The 17,493-nt window shown below is 34.8% G+C and carries 13 protein-coding genes; 1 reads left to right on the top strand and 12 read right to left on the bottom strand.

What is annotated here, in order from left to right:
- Positions 1-157 precede the first annotated feature (157 nt).
- From EG242_RS11675 to EG242_RS11620, 12 genes are all read right to left on the bottom strand, one after another.
- The gene (locus EG242_RS11675; RefSeq protein ID WP_124900049.1) at positions 158-1,126 is read right to left on the bottom strand and encodes a carbon-nitrogen hydrolase family protein; all 969 of its coding nucleotides are present in this window, start codon (positions 1,124-1,126) and stop codon (positions 158-160) included.
- Between the two features lie 60 nt (positions 1,127-1,186).
- Entirely contained in the window at positions 1,187-1,660 is a 474-nt protein-coding gene (locus tag EG242_RS11670; RefSeq protein ID WP_124900048.1) for a DUF1572 domain-containing protein, read from the bottom strand.
- A 3-nt stretch (positions 1,661-1,663) separates the two neighbouring features.
- The gene (locus EG242_RS11665) at positions 1,664-2,083 is read right to left on the bottom strand and encodes an acyl-CoA thioesterase (protein ID WP_124900047.1); all 420 of its coding nucleotides are present in this window, start codon (positions 2,081-2,083) and stop codon (positions 1,664-1,666) included.
- Between the two features lie 34 nt (positions 2,084-2,117).
- Entirely contained in the window at positions 2,118-3,698 is a 1,581-nt protein-coding gene (locus EG242_RS11660) for an AMP-binding protein (RefSeq protein ID WP_124900046.1), read from the bottom strand.
- A 191-nt stretch (positions 3,699-3,889) separates the two neighbouring features.
- Positions 3,890-4,342, bottom strand: a complete 453-nt coding sequence (gene tnpA, locus EG242_RS11655) for an IS200/IS605 family transposase (RefSeq protein WP_124900045.1) — start codon at positions 4,340-4,342, stop codon at positions 3,890-3,892.
- 532 nt (positions 4,343-4,874) lie between these two features.
- On the bottom strand, positions 4,875-7,169 hold the full coding sequence (locus EG242_RS11650; RefSeq protein WP_124900044.1) for an oxidoreductase: 2,295 nt from the start codon (positions 7,167-7,169) through the stop codon (positions 4,875-4,877).
- Between the two features lie 3 nt (positions 7,170-7,172).
- Positions 7,173-7,781, bottom strand: coding sequence for a flavin reductase family protein (locus EG242_RS11645; RefSeq protein WP_124900043.1), 609 nt, complete (start codon positions 7,779-7,781; stop codon positions 7,173-7,175).
- Between the two features lie 145 nt (positions 7,782-7,926).
- The gene (locus EG242_RS11640) at positions 7,927-8,727 is read right to left on the bottom strand and encodes a DUF4249 family protein (protein ID WP_124900042.1); all 801 of its coding nucleotides are present in this window, start codon (positions 8,725-8,727) and stop codon (positions 7,927-7,929) included.
- 4 nt (positions 8,728-8,731) lie between these two features.
- On the bottom strand, positions 8,732-11,119 hold the full coding sequence (locus EG242_RS11635; protein ID WP_235831909.1) for a TonB-dependent receptor: 2,388 nt from the start codon (positions 11,117-11,119) through the stop codon (positions 8,732-8,734).
- Between the two features lie 18 nt (positions 11,120-11,137).
- Positions 11,138-11,545, bottom strand: a complete 408-nt coding sequence (locus EG242_RS11630; protein WP_158608867.1) for an NUDIX hydrolase — start codon at positions 11,543-11,545, stop codon at positions 11,138-11,140.
- A gap of 68 nt (positions 11,546-11,613) precedes the next feature.
- Positions 11,614-13,836 carry an NADP-dependent isocitrate dehydrogenase gene (locus EG242_RS11625; RefSeq protein ID WP_124900040.1) on the bottom strand — a complete coding sequence of 741 codons (2,223 nt, stop codon included), beginning with the start codon at positions 13,834-13,836 and terminating at the stop codon, positions 11,614-11,616.
- A gap of 232 nt (positions 13,837-14,068) precedes the next feature.
- Complete coding sequence (locus EG242_RS11620) at positions 14,069-14,458, bottom strand: DUF1573 domain-containing protein (protein WP_124900039.1); 390 nt, start codon at positions 14,456-14,458, stop codon at positions 14,069-14,071.
- Positions 14,459-14,649: 191 nt separating this feature from the next.
- Here EG242_RS11620 and EG242_RS11615 point away from each other — a divergent pair, with 191 nt between their 5' ends.
- Positions 14,650-17,283 (top strand): valine--tRNA ligase, encoded by a 2,634-nt coding sequence (locus EG242_RS11615; protein WP_124900038.1) that lies wholly within the window; start codon positions 14,650-14,652, stop codon positions 17,281-17,283.
- Positions 17,284-17,493: the final 210 nt, after the last annotated feature.

The following is a 17,493-nucleotide window of genomic DNA, read 5'->3' as shown; positions in this document are numbered from 1 at the left end:
AATTAAACTAAAGCCTGTGGCAATTCAAATTCAATCTATAACAAATTTTTTTTTTTTTAACAATTCATTATGTTAATTTACCAGAGACTTGTATTAATTGCCTTCAGATTTATCTGGAGGCAGAATGTTTTTTCAAGAGATTGGCTTTAGCCAAAATCTATTTTTCAGAATCATCAATAAATGTAATTTTCTTAGTCGGAGCGATATTCACTCTTAAATCAAAAATATCAAAACGGTTGTAATGCCCTAAAATATCGTGCATTTGTTTTGGTTGAATACATTTTGCCAAATCAATATCGGCATAAATAATTCCTTCCTCATCAATTAAAGGTTTGCCAATTACCGCTCCGTTTGGACCAATAAATCCTGAAAAAGCACTACTTTTTCTGTCTAACAATTCATCAACATTCGGGACATCGGCACGCAAAGCATCTTTAATTTCCTGTGAAATTGTTGAACACGAAACAATGGTAAATAACTTGCCTTCAAACGAATGCGCAGCCGCACGGATTTTAATCGCTTCCGCCATATCATAATCGGGCGGGGCAACAGGAAGCGAAATATAGTTGGCAATGTGGATTAATTCGCCTTGAGAAAGCAAAGTAAATCGAGCCAATGTATTAGTATTCTCGCCACAAGCTAATGTTCCAATTGGCCCAACTTCGGTATCGTAAACTTTTAACGAAGATCCGTCGCCGGAAGTCCACGTGAGTTTTTCAGCCCAAGTAGGAACTAACTTTCTATGTTTTCCGATTACATTTCCGTTATTATCAATGATTAAATTTGTGTTGTAAATTTCGCCATAACTTTCGCCGCGCTCGTTGATTCCGATAACAATATGAATATCAAAATCTTTTGCTGCTTTATACAATTTCTGCATTGAGGCATCTGTAACGGCAACCGAATTTTTATACAGTTCTTCGTACCACTTACTGCCTTGAACAGGTGTCATGATCCAATTCCAATACGGATAACCAGCAATAAAAACCTCGGGGAAAGCAATTAATTTTGTTCCGTTTTGGTGTGCTTCTTTTATGAACGAAACGGCTTTATCTATTGTTTTTTCTACGTTGAGAAAAACAGGTGAAGTTTGAACCGTTGCTGCTTTAAATTGTTTGAATTCCATAATAATATTGTATTAAGGTTGGAGTATTAAGTATTAAGACGTCTGTAAATGTGCTTAACCTTATTGATCTTTTAGTAACATTTTCTTTATAAGAACAATTTGTCCTAAATGATAATAACTGTGTTCGATCATTGCTTCGATGTTTCTTCTGAAAGTTCCATATTTTTCATCGACAAAAACCGAATCTAATTTTTCATCGCTCATAGTTTCTACTCTTCGGGCAAAATCTTCAGAATCAGTCCAAAATCTATTTAAAAACAAATTCCATTGTTCTTGAGATTCGATGGGAGGAAAATCGAAACTGAATTGATCTTTTATATCTAATGATCCACCATTAAAAACATTCAAAATGCCTGAAATATAATAGTGTATATGCTGCGCTAATTTTGCAATGGTGTTTAACGAATCTACTTTTTTGATCGCAATTTGCCAATCTGAATTTACTAATTGATCTTTAAAATTAGTGTTGGCAATCCAGGTTCCATTTAGAATTACTTCACGAAACCGATTAGCTATTTGTGTTGACTGATTCATAAGTTACAATAAATATTTCTCAATTTTCGCTTTCACTTCTTGATTAAAAGCTTCGGCTTTAATGGTTTTTCTATCTTCGGCAATGGCAACGTTCACTAAAGTAACTTCGCCTTCTAATACTGTTTTTTCTTGCTGATTAATAAAATGAAATCCGCAAACTACCGATGAACTTTTTAATTCTTTTACCCATAATTTTTTGGTTAGAATTTCTCCAATTCGAGCTGCATTTTTAAACTGAACCTTTAAATCAACTGTTGGAATTCCGTTTGTTTCGTGAATTTTAGAGAAAGGTCGGTTTAAAGCTTCTTCAAACCAGTCTTCCACCAAATCGTTTAACATTTCTAAAAAGCGAGGATAAAAAACAATTCCTGCAAAATCGGTATGTCTAAAACGTATTTGTTCTTCTTTTATAAAATAACTCATTGTATATGTCTTACTACTTAAATCTAAATCTTATTTACTTCAACTTAAATCGTTGAATTTTACCTGTTTCGGTTTTTGGTAATTTGTCAAGGAAATTAATTACCCGAGGATATTTATACGGAGCCGCATTTTTTTTAAACCAATTTTGAATGGATTTTATTAACTCATCACAAGCCTTTTCTTGGTTTTTCAACACGATATTGGCACAAACCAACATTCCTCGTTCTTCATCGGGAAGCCCTACAACAGCACATTCCAAAATCTCTTCGTGGGTTAAAAGTACGCTTTCTACCTCAATCGCTGCAATATTATAGCCAGATGAAATAATCATATCGTCGCCACGAGCCACAAACCAAAAATAACCATCTTTATCTTGCTTAAAAATATCGCCAGTGATATTCCAACCGTTTTCAACATATTCTTTTTGTTTTTCCGATCGGTTTAAATACTTGCAACCAGTAATTCCGCGGACAGCCAATCTTCCAGGTGTATCATTTGGAACATTCATTCCGTTTTCATCTATAATTTTCGCTTCGTAACCTGTGATTGCAATTCCAGTAGCTCCCGGTTTCATATTTTCTTCGTTAGATGAAATGAAAATATGTAGCATTTCAGTCGCTCCAATTCCGTCAATGATTTTTAGTCCGGTTGTTTTATACCAATCTTCCCAGATTTTTAGCGGAAGCGTTTCTCCTGCAGAAATGCATTTTCGTAAGCTTGATATGTTGTAGTCTTTTGATTTTTCGGTTAGGATTCTCCAAGCGGTCGGAGCTGTAAAACAAATGGTAATCCTGTGCTTTTCGATGGCTTCTAAAAGCAAATCAGGCGAAGGATTTTCAATCAAAAAGGTACTTGCTCCAAAATACATCGGAAACAAAACCAACCCGCCTAAACCAAAAGTAAACCCAATCGGCGGACTTCCGGTAAAAACATCTTGTTCGGTTGGTTGCAAAGAATATTTTGGGAAAGCTTCACAAATATTCAGAATATCTTTGTGATAATGAGCCGTCATTTTAGGATTTCCCGTAGTACCTGATGTAAAACCGATTATGGCAATATCTTCTGATTTGGTAGAATAATTTTTGAATGTTTTCGGTTTGGATGCCATTAAATTTTCTAATGTACCATCTCCGTAAAAGCAACTTGTTTTCAGAAAATCAGATTGTACCAAATTCACCTCTTCAGCCAAATTGGCATCGCACAAAACGTGCGAAATTTCGGCACAATCAATTAAGGTTGTAAGTTCTTTTGACCGAAGTAGAGGCATGGTAGCTACGACAATTCCGCCTGCTTTTAACACCGCAAACCAACACGCAACCATCATTGGATTATTGCATGAACGCAGCAACACTCGATTTCCCGATTGCAAATCTAAATCATCAACTAAAACATGCGCAATCTGATTGGCTTTTTCGTATAAATCTCGATAGGTCCAAACTTCATCAAAAGTTCGAATACAAACGTTGTCGCCTTTGCCATTTTCGATATGATCGTCCAAAAGCCTTTGAACACAATTCAGATTTTCAGGTCGTTGAAATTGTGGTAAATCCAAGAAAGCATATTCGGGTTGTAACTCCAAATTTGGTAAGCTGTTTTGTGCGAAATGGTCTTTCATATTTTTTCTTTTATCTTATCCCAATGCTCCCAATGCGATGCATTGGGTTACGTATATATTTTCCTTTCAAGAAATTAAAATCGTTTTTTTTTCCATAAAAGGCTGAAAGCCTTATATATATTAGTCCAAGACAACGCCTCGGGGTTTTTAATAATAAAATCAGATAAATCGCCCTGAAAGGGCAATATATTTTATGTCCACAGATAATTTTTATCAAAATCAATTTTATATTCAGCCAAAAATTGTACATATTCTTCCTGAAATGAAACCTTTTTGTGATGTTCCTTTTGGTTTTCTATGTATTTTTTCACTCGTTCAATTACCGATTGACTAACTGAATATCCTGCATACCCTCCTTGCCACGCAAAATGCTGATATTCTTCACCTTTGGTTTTTATCCAACGACTGCTGTTGCGTTTGATTTCTTCTACAAATTTTGCTAAAGCAATATTTTTTGACATTGTTGCCAAAATATGAATATGGTCTTCCGTTCCGTTGATTTTTATAGGAACAGAAGCGTTTTCTTTGATGATACCTCCGTTATAAGCATACAATTCTTTTTCAACCTCAGGACGGATTAATGGCTGATTGTATTTCGTATGAAATATAATGTGTACATATAATTGTGATAACGATTGTGACATATTTATTTTGTTTTTCCCAAGGCGTTGCCGTTGGGTTTGTTATATCCAGCCCTTTCAGGGCGTTTTTTGTTCCTAATCCCCCAATGCGTTGCATTGGGTTATATGTATATTTCCCTTTCAGGGAAAAACCATTTTGTTTTTTAATTTCCCAAGGCGTTGTCATTGGGTTTGTTATAGGTTGCCTTTTCAGGGCGTTTTCCCAAGGCGTTGTATTGGGTTATATGTACATTTCCCTTTCAGGGAAAAACCGTACTGTTTTTCAATTTTCCCAAGACGTTGCCGTTGGGTTTGTTATAGGTTGCCCTTTCAGGGCGTTTTCTCCGAATGTGTTGCATTAGGTTACGTATTACGCTTGCACGGAAAACTGTTTTTGTTTTCCACAAAAGGCTGTAAGCCTTTTATATATTAGCCTGAGGCAACGCCTTGGAAATTTTATAATATACCTAATCCGATAAATCGCCCTGAAAGGGCAATATATTTAAGGATAATCAGTGTTTGTTTTTTATGAACAAAATTATCTTTAATATTTTTTTTATTTTTTGTTACTCTTTGGTTTTAAAGCCCGCTTCATACGTTCGGTTTGTTTTCTCTCGGAAATCGTTGAACTGTATAAATTTTCAATTCCTTTTTGATATTGATTCGGAATATCTGTAACATTGATTTGCTCATAAGCCTGTGCTTTTCTAACAAAATAAGGATCTAACAACAACGGTTTGCCAAGAGCAACCAAATCGGCTTTTCCACTTAGAATAATGGTATTGATTTGGTCGATATCTGTAATAGTTCCTGTTGTAATCGTTGGAATGTCTGCTGAATTTCTAACCATATCAGAAAACGGAACCTGCCACATTCTTCCCATTTGCGGTTTTTGATTTTCAACGGTATTTCCGGTTGAAACATTGATGATATCGGCTCCTGCCTTTTTAAATTCCGAAACTATAAAAAGGACATCTTCTTGTGAAATTCCATTTTCTGCCCAATCAGTTGCCGAAATACGGACTGAAATGGGTTTGTGTTGTGGAAAAACTTTTCGTATTTCGGTAAATACACGGAGAGGAAAACGTAAACGGTTTTCTACAGATCCACCAAATTCATCGAATCTGGTATTGGTTAATGGCGATAAGAATGAAGCTAATAAAAAGCCGTGATGTGCTTGTAATTCAATCAGATCAAACCCTGCTTTTTCTGCATTTTGAGTCGCAGTCACGAATTGATTTACGATTTCGTTCATATCATCAATGGTCATTTCTTTTGGAACTGCTATTTTATCGTTAAATGCAATTGCCGATGCCGAAAGTAATTCCCAAGCATTATCGATAGACACGCTTGTTCCTTCCCACGGTTTTTTAATTGCACCTTTTCGACCAGAATGTCCTAATTGAATTCCGATTTTTGATGAAGTGTTTTTGTGAACAAAATCAGTGATTTTTTTCCATCCGTTTACTTGATTTTCAGTATAAATACCGCTACAACCTAAAGTAATTCTTCCTGTTTCGGAAACAGCCGTCATTTCGGTGATAATCAATCCAACACCACCAATTGCTCTTGAGGTGTAATTTTGAAAATGCCAATCGTTAATCAAACCATTTTCAGCAGAGTATTGCCCCATAGAGCTCATAACAATTCTGTTAGGAAGTTCTAATTCACGTAATTTGAAAGGGGAGAATGTTGGGTGTTGGGTGTTGGGTGTTGGAAGATTGTTTAAAAATTCATTCAATACAATATCGGTGTACGATTGATCTCTTAAGCGTAGGTTTTCATAAGTTACTTTTTTAGATCGCGTCATACAGCCGAATGAAAATTGATAGAACGGATATTTTTTATATCGATTCATATTTTCAAACCATTCCAATGAAACCGATGCAGCATATTGAATCATTTCTACAGGATTTCTTCGGTTTTTTTCATATTCAGCAAAAGCATTCTGTACATTATCTGGATTTGCCATCAAAGCATCAAACAAACCAATTGCGCAATCCATTGCTAATTTTGTTCCCGAACCAATTGAAAAATGAGCTGTTGCTTTGGCGTCGCCCAATAAAACGATGTTATTGTGAAACCAATTTTTGTTGGTTACATGCGGAAACTGTCGCCAATGCGATTTATTGGTAATAAGCGAATGACCGTTTAATTCTTCTTTGAAAATTTCAGCTAATTTAGATACGGTATCAGTTTCGTTTTCGACTTCAAAACCACTGTTTTTCCAAGTTTCATCGGTACATTCAAAAATCCAGGTGCTCATTCCTTCTTCGTACTGATAAGTATGTGCAACTATCAATCCATAAGGAGTGGTTCTGAAAAAATACGTGAAGGCATCTAACGGTTTGGTAGATCCCATCCATACAAATCGATTGGATTTTAATTGGATATGTGTTCCAAATTCGTTTTGATATTGTGTCCTAATTGTACTTCCAATTCCATCTGCAGCTACAATAATGTCTGAATCTTTGAACTTAGAAAGATCATCAATATTTTGTTCAAAATGTAAATTGACACCTTCTTCTTGGCAACGTTGGTGAAGCAATTGTAACAACGTTTTTCGAGAGCAACCACAAAATCCGTTTCCCGCAATACTCACTTGTTCACCGTCACGAGCCACAATAATATCGTCCCAATAGGCAAATTTGCTCCGAATAAGTTCATACGATTGCATATCTCGTTTTAAAAACTCGCCCAGGGTTTCATCCGAAAAAACCACTCCAAAACCAAAGCTGTCATTTGGTTTGTTTCGTTCGTAAACGTTAATTTCCCAATCGGGTCTGGCTTTTTTTGTTAATATCGAAAAGTAGAGTCCGCCCGGACCGCCACCAATAACAGTTATTTTCATTAGTTATACTTTGCGTTTAATAGAGAATATTTCTCCCATTTTACTGTAATTAGATCCTGCTAAACGAGCAACAGGTTTGTATGTATCTAAATTGATTCGGTAATTTTCCATAAGGATTTCATCAGCAACGTGCATCATTAACACTTTTCCGATTACTATGCAGGCACCTCCGTTTGTATGATCTTCTAAAAAATAATGATGCACCATTTCACATTCAAAATGAGCTTTGGCTTCTTGAACTCGCATTGGTTTAATCATTTCAGAAGAAATAGGAGTGAGGTGTGCTAATTGAAATTCATCAATTTGGCTATCAACCATTTCAGAAGTTTTATTGACTTGTTCTACTAAATCTTCGGTAACTAAATTCACAACAAATTGCTTGTTGTTTAAAACGTTATTCAACGTGTCTTTATTTTTGTTTCCGGTGCGAACGGTAGAAAACATTACGTGTGGTGGATCTTCACCCACCACATTAAAAAAAGAAAAAGGAGCCAGATTGTTTACTCCGTTTTCATCAACAGTAGAAATCCAACCGATTGGACGAGGAATGACTAAGCCTGTGAGTAATTTATATAGTGTTGCTGAATGGGTATCTTTTACAGAAATTTGCATAAAAAAAATAGTTTCACACAAATTAAGCAAAAAATTATAAATTGTATTATTTTGTCTTAAAAAATATGAATAAAATGTTTTTATGTGCTGCGGTAAATATTCTTATAAATTAAAAAACGCCTTTTTAGTAAAGGCGCTGAGTTGTTTATTGAATGGTATAAGTTGTTTGACTCCGTTTTGATATATGAAAATACCCTAAAGGAAAGTTATTGGGCATGGTACTGTTTTCAATGTTTCCTTTCACTGTACCAGTAGGTGTAGCAAAGGGATTGCCTGCCTCGGCAGCATTGCTAAACATTTTATTTAGGTAATTGTAATAGTTTTTGTCAATCTTGGCCAAAGCATAAAAAATGGTTTCACCTACTTGTTCTTTGTCTGCAAAATAAATGTCATTGACTAAATTTCCGTTGGTAAACTGATCATTAGTAATTGAGAATTCATTTTCTTCACTATCGGTTGTTTGCATTAAATAATAATCATCTGTATCTGCAGGATCTTGATAATAAAATCTAATTTCATAGCTGTCACCGGAAAAACCTCCATCATTTATTTGTTCTACGTTCAAAATTTCAGGAGCTTCCCAAACTTGTGAATAAGCTTTGTATACTGCACCGTCATAACTTATATTTAATTCGTACTCATGCGAAAGCTGTGCAGTAAAATTTGTGTTTTCGTAAAACCCATTATCTGAATATACAAAAGGGTAGGTTTCATTAGATGCCAAATCGGTAATTGTTACTGTGGCGGTGCTAACATATTGATAAGTATCGACATAAAAAGGAGCTGAATAAAATACTCTAATTTTGCTATATTGCATTTCATCAACAAATAAGTTAGCATCAATAACCAATTTTTTTTCATGTTGATTTAAATCTAATTCAACTACCTCTTCGCAACTTACTAGCAACAAAAACGAACTTAAAACAAGATATATAGATTTTTTCATCACATTATAATTTAAAGTTGTAGGTTACACTTGGTACAATACCGAAAATTGATAATTTAACAGCTTCTGTTTTTCCGATATAATCTTCACTTTCTCTAAAGCTTATAGATGCTGCATTTTTTCGATTGTATACATTATATATACTAAAAACCCATTCGCTTTGCCATCCTTTTTTCTTGTCGGGTTTTGGAATGTAGGTTGCAGAAAGATCTAAATGATGAAATGCAGGCAAACTGTAATTGTTTCTTGAATTAAAATCGTTAATTGTTTGATCTAAAAATTGATATTTCCCTACAGGATAGGTAACAGGTCTACCAGATTGTAGCGTGAAATTACCGCTAATATTCCATTTTGGCGTTAATTGATAATTGGCAACAATCGTTAAATCGTGTAAACGATCGTAGGGTGTTCTGTACCATTCGCCATTATTAATTCCTTTTTCATCGGGAGTTCTTCCTTCGGTTTGTTGCATAGATTTTGCTATGGTGTAAGCAATCCATCCGTTTAATTTCCCCGTGTTTTTTCTAAACAAAAATTCTAAACCATAAGCTTCTGTTTTACCGTTTAATAAAACTTGTTCAATAGCTCTGTTTCCAATTAAATCGGCTCCATCTATATAATCCAAACGATTTTTTCCAGCTTTAAAGTACGATTCTATTTCTAAACTGTATTTATCGAAACCAAAATTTTGAAAATAACCAACCGCATACTGATGCACAATTTGTGGCTTTATATACGGACCACTTGGTTCCCAAATATCTAACGGTGTAGCGGCATTGGTGTTAGAAATCACATGAATATATTGCGCCATTTTGCTATAGCTTATTTTTAATGATTGATCTTCCTGCATTTGTACAGAAACCGCTAGGCGAGGTTCAAAATTATCATAAAAACTAATTTTTTTGTTTTTGCCGTAATATTGTTCGCTTATCGGGGTTGCTTTTTCATACGCATCGGTTGTTGGGTTAAAAATAACCGCATTATTATTAGCATATTGATTAATGCTTTCTTCGCCCATGCGATAAAATTGCGAATATCTAACACCATAATTTACACGTAAAATATCGCTAATTTCTTGTTCTGCTTCTATAAAAGCTGCGGGTTCAAAAGCATATTTACGAGGGATTTCATAACGATTGATTTGCGATTCTGGTGAATCTGGCTCAATTAATCCAGGATTAAAATTATAGTATTGAGCCTGAAAACCATATTTCAAGTTCAATTTATCAGAAACTCGGTGATCTAACTGATATTTTACATCGTAATTTAAAATACCCGATGTCCAATTAAATCCAACAAAGCCTAAAGTTAAATTGTAGTAATAATCAGTATAATTGGTGTATAATTGTCCTTTTAAATTGTCGTTAAAACGGTGGTTGTAGTTGGCAGATACAATGGTGTTGCCAAAATTATTATCAAAAGTATCATTGAATTTAAAGATATCTCTACCAAAATAACTTGTTATATGTAACTCGTTAAAAGGCTTAATATTGTAGCTTAATTTTGCATTTACATCATAGAAATAGGCGGTGCTGTTAATATCTGTAAGTTTTAAAAACAAATGTGCATACGATCCTCTACCCGAAACTAAATACGAAAGTTTGTCTTTAACAATTGGACCCTCAACCGTTAATCTGCTTGATAATAAACCAATACCGCCATTGACTTTTAAATTTTCATAGTCGCCTACTTTTTGATTGATTTCTAAAACAGAAGACGCTCTACCGCCGTATCTTGCCGGAATTCCACCTTTGTATAGTTTGATGTTTTTAACAGCATCGTTATTAAATACAGAAAAGAAACCATATAAGTGTGAGGAACTGTAAACGTTAGATTGATCTAACAACAACAGATTTTGATCATTGCCACCACCACGCACATTAAAGCCCGATGTTCCTTCGCCTGAATTAACCACACCAGGTAGCAGCAACAAAGATTTTAAGATATCGGTTTCGCCTAAAACAACAGGTAGTTTTTTAATTTCTTCTGCAGTAAGTTTGTTAACAGACATTTCGGGTTTTCTAATGTCTATTTTATTAACGGTGGTGTCTATGATTATTTCGTCTAATTCTTCAACACTATTTGCTATATTAATGGGAGTTAAATAAAAAGTTTTAGTTGTTGCTCCAGTATGATTGATTTCTTCTGAATAGGTTTGATAGCCTTCTTTTTCAATGGTTAGTGTAAATGAACCATACGTTTTTGAAGAATAAAAATAGCCTTCTTCATTTGTTTTTTTGGCAATAGTAGAATCACTTTTTTTTATTAAAGCATTTGATATCGGAGCCTCTGTAGTAGCATCATACACATAGCCAGCAAACAAATCAGGATCTTGTGCCCACATTTGCAACGACCAGCTAAAAAAGCTAACAAGTAACAGTGTTTTTTTCATAACGTTATAAAATCAATATTAAGAATGTAATTGTAACCACCAAGGTTGTACAAATTCTTTGGCTAAATGTGCCCATTGGTATTTTTGGAAATTTGTTGTGTTTAACCAAGCAAACTCTTCTATTTCGTTGGCTATTTTAGGTGTAAATGGTGTGTTTAATTGTACAATAAAAATAGATCCATGCACCACAGTGTCAACTTCATTTACAGCTTGGGTTTGATGTTCGCCCAAATAAGTTAGTTGATCTAATGAAACGCTTAAACCTATCTCTTCTTTAATTTCACGAATAACTGTTTCTATTTCTGTTTCATTCGGATCGATTTTTCCTCCAGTTAGTTGAAAAAAAGGGGAGCCATTTTTCCGAACCAATAGCAATTCGTTTTTATCATTTAAAATTGCTGCCGATGCAATGTAGATGTGTTTCATGCGATAAAAATACATATAAAAAAAGAACCTCGTTTAACGAGGTTCTTAAAATATATTCAAAATATTGATTATCCCAATTTAGAAACAATAGCATTCAACGTTTCAGAAGGACGCATTGCTTTAGAAGTTAAATCGAAATTTGGGTGATAATAACCTTTAATTTCTTGTGCTTTACCTTGCGATGCAATTAACTCTTCGTTAATTTTAGCCTCATTAGCTGTCATTTCTTGAGCGATAGGAGCAAAGGTAGCAGCTAACTCAGCATCTTTAGTTTGTGCAGCTAATGCTTGTGCCCAGTACATAGCTAAGTAAAAGTGTGATCCGCGGTTGTCTATAGTACCTAATTTACGACCTGGAGATTTATCGGTATCTAAAAATTTATCATTCGCTTCATCTAAAGCATCAGCTAAAACTTGTGCTTTTGCATTATCTTGAGTTTGTGCTACGTGTTCTAAAGACGCTTGTAAAGCTAAGAATTCACCTAATGAATCCCAACGTAAGTAACCTTCTTCTTTGAATTGCTCGATGTGTTTTGGAGCAGAGCCACCCGCACCTGTTTCGAATAATCCACCTCCGTTCATTAATGGAACAATAGATAACATTTTCGCAGAAGTTCCTACTTCTAAAATTGGGAATAAATCGGTTAAATAATCACGTAATACGTTACCTGTAACCGAAATAGTATCTAAACCTTGACGGATTCTTTCTAAAGATAATTTAGTGGCATCCACAGGGTTTAAAATACGAATATCTAAACCGGTTGTATCAAATTCCGGTAAATATTTATTTACTTTAGCAATGATTTCTCTATCATGTGCACGATTTTCATCTAACCAAAAAACGGCTGGTGTTGCAGATAAACGCGCGCGGTTAACAGCTAATTTAACCCAGTCTTTAATAGGTGCATCTTTGGTTTGACACATACGGAAGATATCTCCAGTCTCAACAGCTTGTTCCATGTAAATAGTTCCTTCAGCATCAACCACACGAATTGTTCCTTCAGCATCAGCTTGAAATGTTTTGTCATGTGAACCGTATTCTTCAGCTTTTTGAGCCATTAATCCTACGTTTGGAACAGATCCCATTGTTGTTGGATCTAATGCACCGTTTGCTTTACAATCGTCAATTGTTGCTTGATAAACACCGGCATAACAACGATCTGGAATTAAAGCAAAAGTATCTTGTTGTTTACCATCTTTATCCCACATTTGTCCAGAAGTACGAATCATTGCTGGCATAGAAGCATCAACAATAACGTCAGACGGAACATGTAAGTTGGTAATTCCTTTATCAGAATTTACCATCGCCAAAGCAGGTCCGTTCGCAATAGCAGCTTCGATAGCAGCTTTTACTTGTGATTCTTGAGCGTGACCAGCAATTTTAGCGTATAATTCGCCTAAACCATTGTTTGGGTTTATGTTTAATTCCCCAAATAAAGTTGCGAATTTAGAGAATACATCTTTAAAATATACTTCAACAATAGCTCCGAAAATAATAGGATCCGAAACCTTCATCATTGTTGCTTTTAAATGCGCAGATAATAATACATTTGCCGCTTTAGCTTCTTCTATAGCCTGCGATACAAACGATTTTAAAGCTGCTAAATTCATAACAGATGAATCAATGATTTCACCTGCTTTTAACGCTGCTAATCCTTTTAATTCTTTAACTGATCCGTTTGTACCAACGAATTCAATTTTGAATTGAGAATCGTTTTCAACAGTAACAGATTTTTCAGTTCCGTAGAAATCTCCCGATTTCATGTGTGCCACTTTCGTTTTAGAATCTGCAGACCAAGCTCCCATAGAGTGTGGGTGTTTTTTAGCATAATTCTTAACTGCTTTAGGTGCACGACGGTCAGAGTTTCCTTCGCGTAAAACAGGATTAACCGCAGAACCTAAAATTTTTGCGTATTTTGTTTTAATTGTTTTTTCTTCTTCTGTTGTTGGATCTGCAGGATAATTTGGTACTGCATAACCTTGTGCTTGTAATTCTGCAATAGCAGCAGCTAACTGAGGAATAGAAGCCGAAATATTTGGTAATTTAATAATGTTAGCTTCGGGAGTTGTTGCTAATTCACCCAATTCTGCCAAAGCATCACCTATTTTTTGATCTTCTTTCAAAAATTCAGGAAAATTTGCTAAAATTCTTCCTGCAAGTGAAATATCACGAGTTTCCATTTCGATACCAGCTGGTGCAGTAAAAGCTTTAACAATAGGTAAAAAAGAATAAGTAGCCAACATAGGCGCCTCATCTGTTAATGTGTAGATAATCTTAGATTTTGACATTATGATAAGATTTATTATAAGCGAAATTAATTTTGCTTACAAAGATAATAAATAGAGTTCTATTTTTGGGCTTGTTAACCGATAATGATGTAAGATTTAATAATTTGACATTTTGACAGCCACACAATTATAAAACTATTAATATTATCTTATAAAAAAACATATTTTACATTTATCATCGTATAAAAAAAGGTTGTTCGCTTTTGAACAACCTTTTTTACTTTTAAGTAATTTTTTAACTTTCTACTACTTTACCTTTAATGTAAAGTTGAACAGTTCCATTTTCTACGTTTGTAGCGTTAGTTTCAACCGTAATTGTTCTTGAAATAGTTCCAGGATTCATATTGTATCTCACTTCAATTTTGTCCGATCCTCCAGGCATAATTGGTTCTTTTGGGGGTTGAGGTACTGTACAACCACAAGAAGAACGTGCATTAGTAATCAATAAAGGTGCATCACCAGTATTAGTAAATTCAAAAGTTCTTACGCCTGTATCAACACCTTTAACTACTGTACCGTAATCAATTGTATTGTTTTCAGCTTTAAACTCAATTTTCGGACCAGTTTGTGCGTATGAAGCAGCTCCAACCAATGTCATAGCTACTATTCCTAAAAATTTTTTCATTGTTTTAAAATTATTTAATTATGTAAATTTAATTAGTTTCAAATGAAATCCAAACAATATTGATTTTTTTTGCATTTCGTTATGATATTTTCAAAACCTGTGCCAAACTTAACAATTTTAAAATTAGTGAACTAAATTTTAAAGATTATTGTATTTTTGTTTTTTTATCACACGATTTAAACAGTAAATATATGACAATTCCTGCACAGTTTGATGCAAAACAAGTTGAAGCCAAATGGTACGACTATTGGATGAAAAACAACTATTTTCGTTCAACACCAGATCATAGAACTCCTTATACTATTGTAATTCCGCCGCCAAACGTCACGGGAGTTTTACACATGGGGCACATGCTGAACAACACAATTCAGGATGTATTGATTCGTCGTGCACGCTTAAAAGGTTTCAACGCTTGCTGGGTTCCGGGAACAGATCACGCGTCTATTGCTACCGAAGCTAAAGTTGTTGCCAAATTAAAGGCAGAAGGAATTAATAAAAACGATTTATCGCGTGAAGAATTTTTAAAACACGCTTGGGAATGGACCGATAAATACGGTGGAACTATTTTAGAGCAGTTAAAAAAACTGGGCGCTTCTTGTGATTGGGAACGTACAAAGTTCACAATGGACGATGAGTTGTCTGCTGCCGTTATAAAATCGTTTGTTGATTTATACAATAAAGGAATGATCTATCGTGGTTACCGTATGGTTAACTGGGATCCGGAAGCTAAAACAACCTTGTCTGATGAAGAAGTAATTTACGAAGAACGACAAGGAAAATTATATCATTTAAAATATCAGATTGAAGGTACAAACGATTTTATTACCATTGCAACCACACGTCCCGAAACTATTTTGGGCGATTCTGCAATTTGTATTAATCCGAACGATGGACGTTACACACATTTACGTGGAAAGAACGCGATCGTTCCTATTGCAAACCGAGTAATTCCTATTATTTTCGACGAGTATGTTGATATGGAATTTGGTACAGGTTGTTTAAAAGTTACGCCTGCGCACGATATGAATGATAAAGATTTAGGTGAGCGTCATAATTTAGAAATCATCGATATTTTTAATGATGATGCTACAATGAACGATTTAGGCTTACATTATAAAGGTAAAGATCGTTTTGTGGTTCGCGAAGAAATTTCTAAAGAATTAGAAACAATCGGTGCATTGGAAAAAGTGGAAAATCACTTGAACAATGTTGGAACTTCAGAACGAACAAAAGCAGTTATCGAACCAAGATTATCAGATCAATGGTTCCTTAAAATGGACGATTTGGTGAAACCTGCAATCAAAGCCGTTTTAGAAACCGATGAAGTTAAACTATATCCAAGCCGTTTCAACAATACGTATCGTCATTGGATGGAAAATATTCGCGATTGGAATATTTCACGTCAGTTATGGTGGGGACATCAAATTCCGGCTTATTATTATGGTAGCGGAAAAGAAGATTTTGTGGTTGCCGAAACCATTGAAAAAGCGGTTGAATTAGCAAGAACTAAAACATCAAACAACCAATTGCAAGCAGTAGATCTTACACAAGATGCCGACGCTTTAGATACTTGGTTTTCATCTTGGTTATGGCCAATGTCAGTTTTTGACGGTGTGGTGAATCCGGATAACGAAGAATTCAAATATTATTATCCAACAAATGATTTGGTTACTGGTCCGGATATTTTATTTTTCTGGATTGCCCGAATGATTATTGCCGGATACGAATTTACAGGCGAAAAACCATTTTCAAATGTATATTTAACAGGAATTGTACGCGATAATCAACGCAGAAAAATGTCGAAATCGTTAGGAAATTCTCCTGATCCGTTAGATTTAATAGAGAAATTTGGAGCCGATGGAGTTCGTTGCGGATTGTTGTTGTCGTCATCTGCAGGAAATGATATTTTGTTCGATGAAGAATTGTGCAATCAAGGAAAAGCGTTTACAAACAAAATTTGGAATGCCTTTAGACTGATTCAAGGCTGGGAAGTATCGGAAACGATCCCACAGCCCGAAGCATCCAAAGTTGCAGTAGCTTGGTACGAAGCCAAATTACAGAAAACGTTGACTGAAATAGAAGATCATTTTGAAAAATACAGAATTTCTGATGCTTTAATGGCGATTTATAAATTGGTTTGGGACGATTTCTGTTCATGGTTTTTGGAAATGATTAAACCGGCATATCAACAACCAATTGATGCGGTTACGTTTAAAGCGGCTACAGAAATGTTAGAAGCTAATTTAAAATTACTACATCCGTATATGCCGTTCTTAACCGAAGAAATTTGGCAGCATATTGCAGAACGTTCTACAGAAGATGCGTTGATTGTATCAACTTGGCCAGAAATTAAATCGTTCGATCAGCAGTTGATTGCCGATTTTGATTTTGCAAGTGAAGTAATCGCAGGAATTAGAACCATTCGGAAAGATAAAAATATTTCGTTTAAAGAAACAATAGATTTAAAAGTGTTGAACAACGAAAACGCTTCTAAAACTTTTGATGCTGTTATTGAAAAATTGGGGAATGTTGCCAGTTTAGAGTATGTAAACGAGCAGGTTTCGGGGGCATTATCATATCGTGTAAATTTTAACGAATATTTTATCCCAATTTCTGGTTCGGTAAATATCGAAGAAGAAGTTAAAAAATTAGAAGAAGAATTAAAGTATTTACAAGGATTTTTACGTTCGGTACAAGGAAAATTATCAAACGACAAATTTGTAAGCGGTGCACCAGAGCAGGTAATTGCAAACGAACGCAAAAAAGAAGCCGATGCGTTATCTAAAATAGCAACGATTGAACATTCTTTAAAAGGATTGAAATAATTATTGGTGTCATTCACCATAATAAATTACTAAAAAAGGCTTAGGTATTGAAACTTAAGCCTTTTTTTTAGTTAATGTCTATTCTGAAATAGTGATCATAAAATGGTATATAACGTTTCGAGGCTTGGCGAAGTGCGGGATTGAATTGAGCGAAAGTTCAATTCAGACCGAAACGTAGCCAAAGCCAATTTCTATTTGCTAATATAACTA

Origin of the sequence: Paenimyroides viscosum (assembly GCF_003858535.1) — a bacterium.
In the GTDB taxonomy this organism is placed as follows: domain Bacteria; phylum Bacteroidota; class Bacteroidia; order Flavobacteriales; family Flavobacteriaceae; genus Flavobacterium; species Flavobacterium viscosum.
Note: the sequence above shows the minus strand (reverse complement) of the source record. Positions and strands in the feature narration are given on the sequence as shown.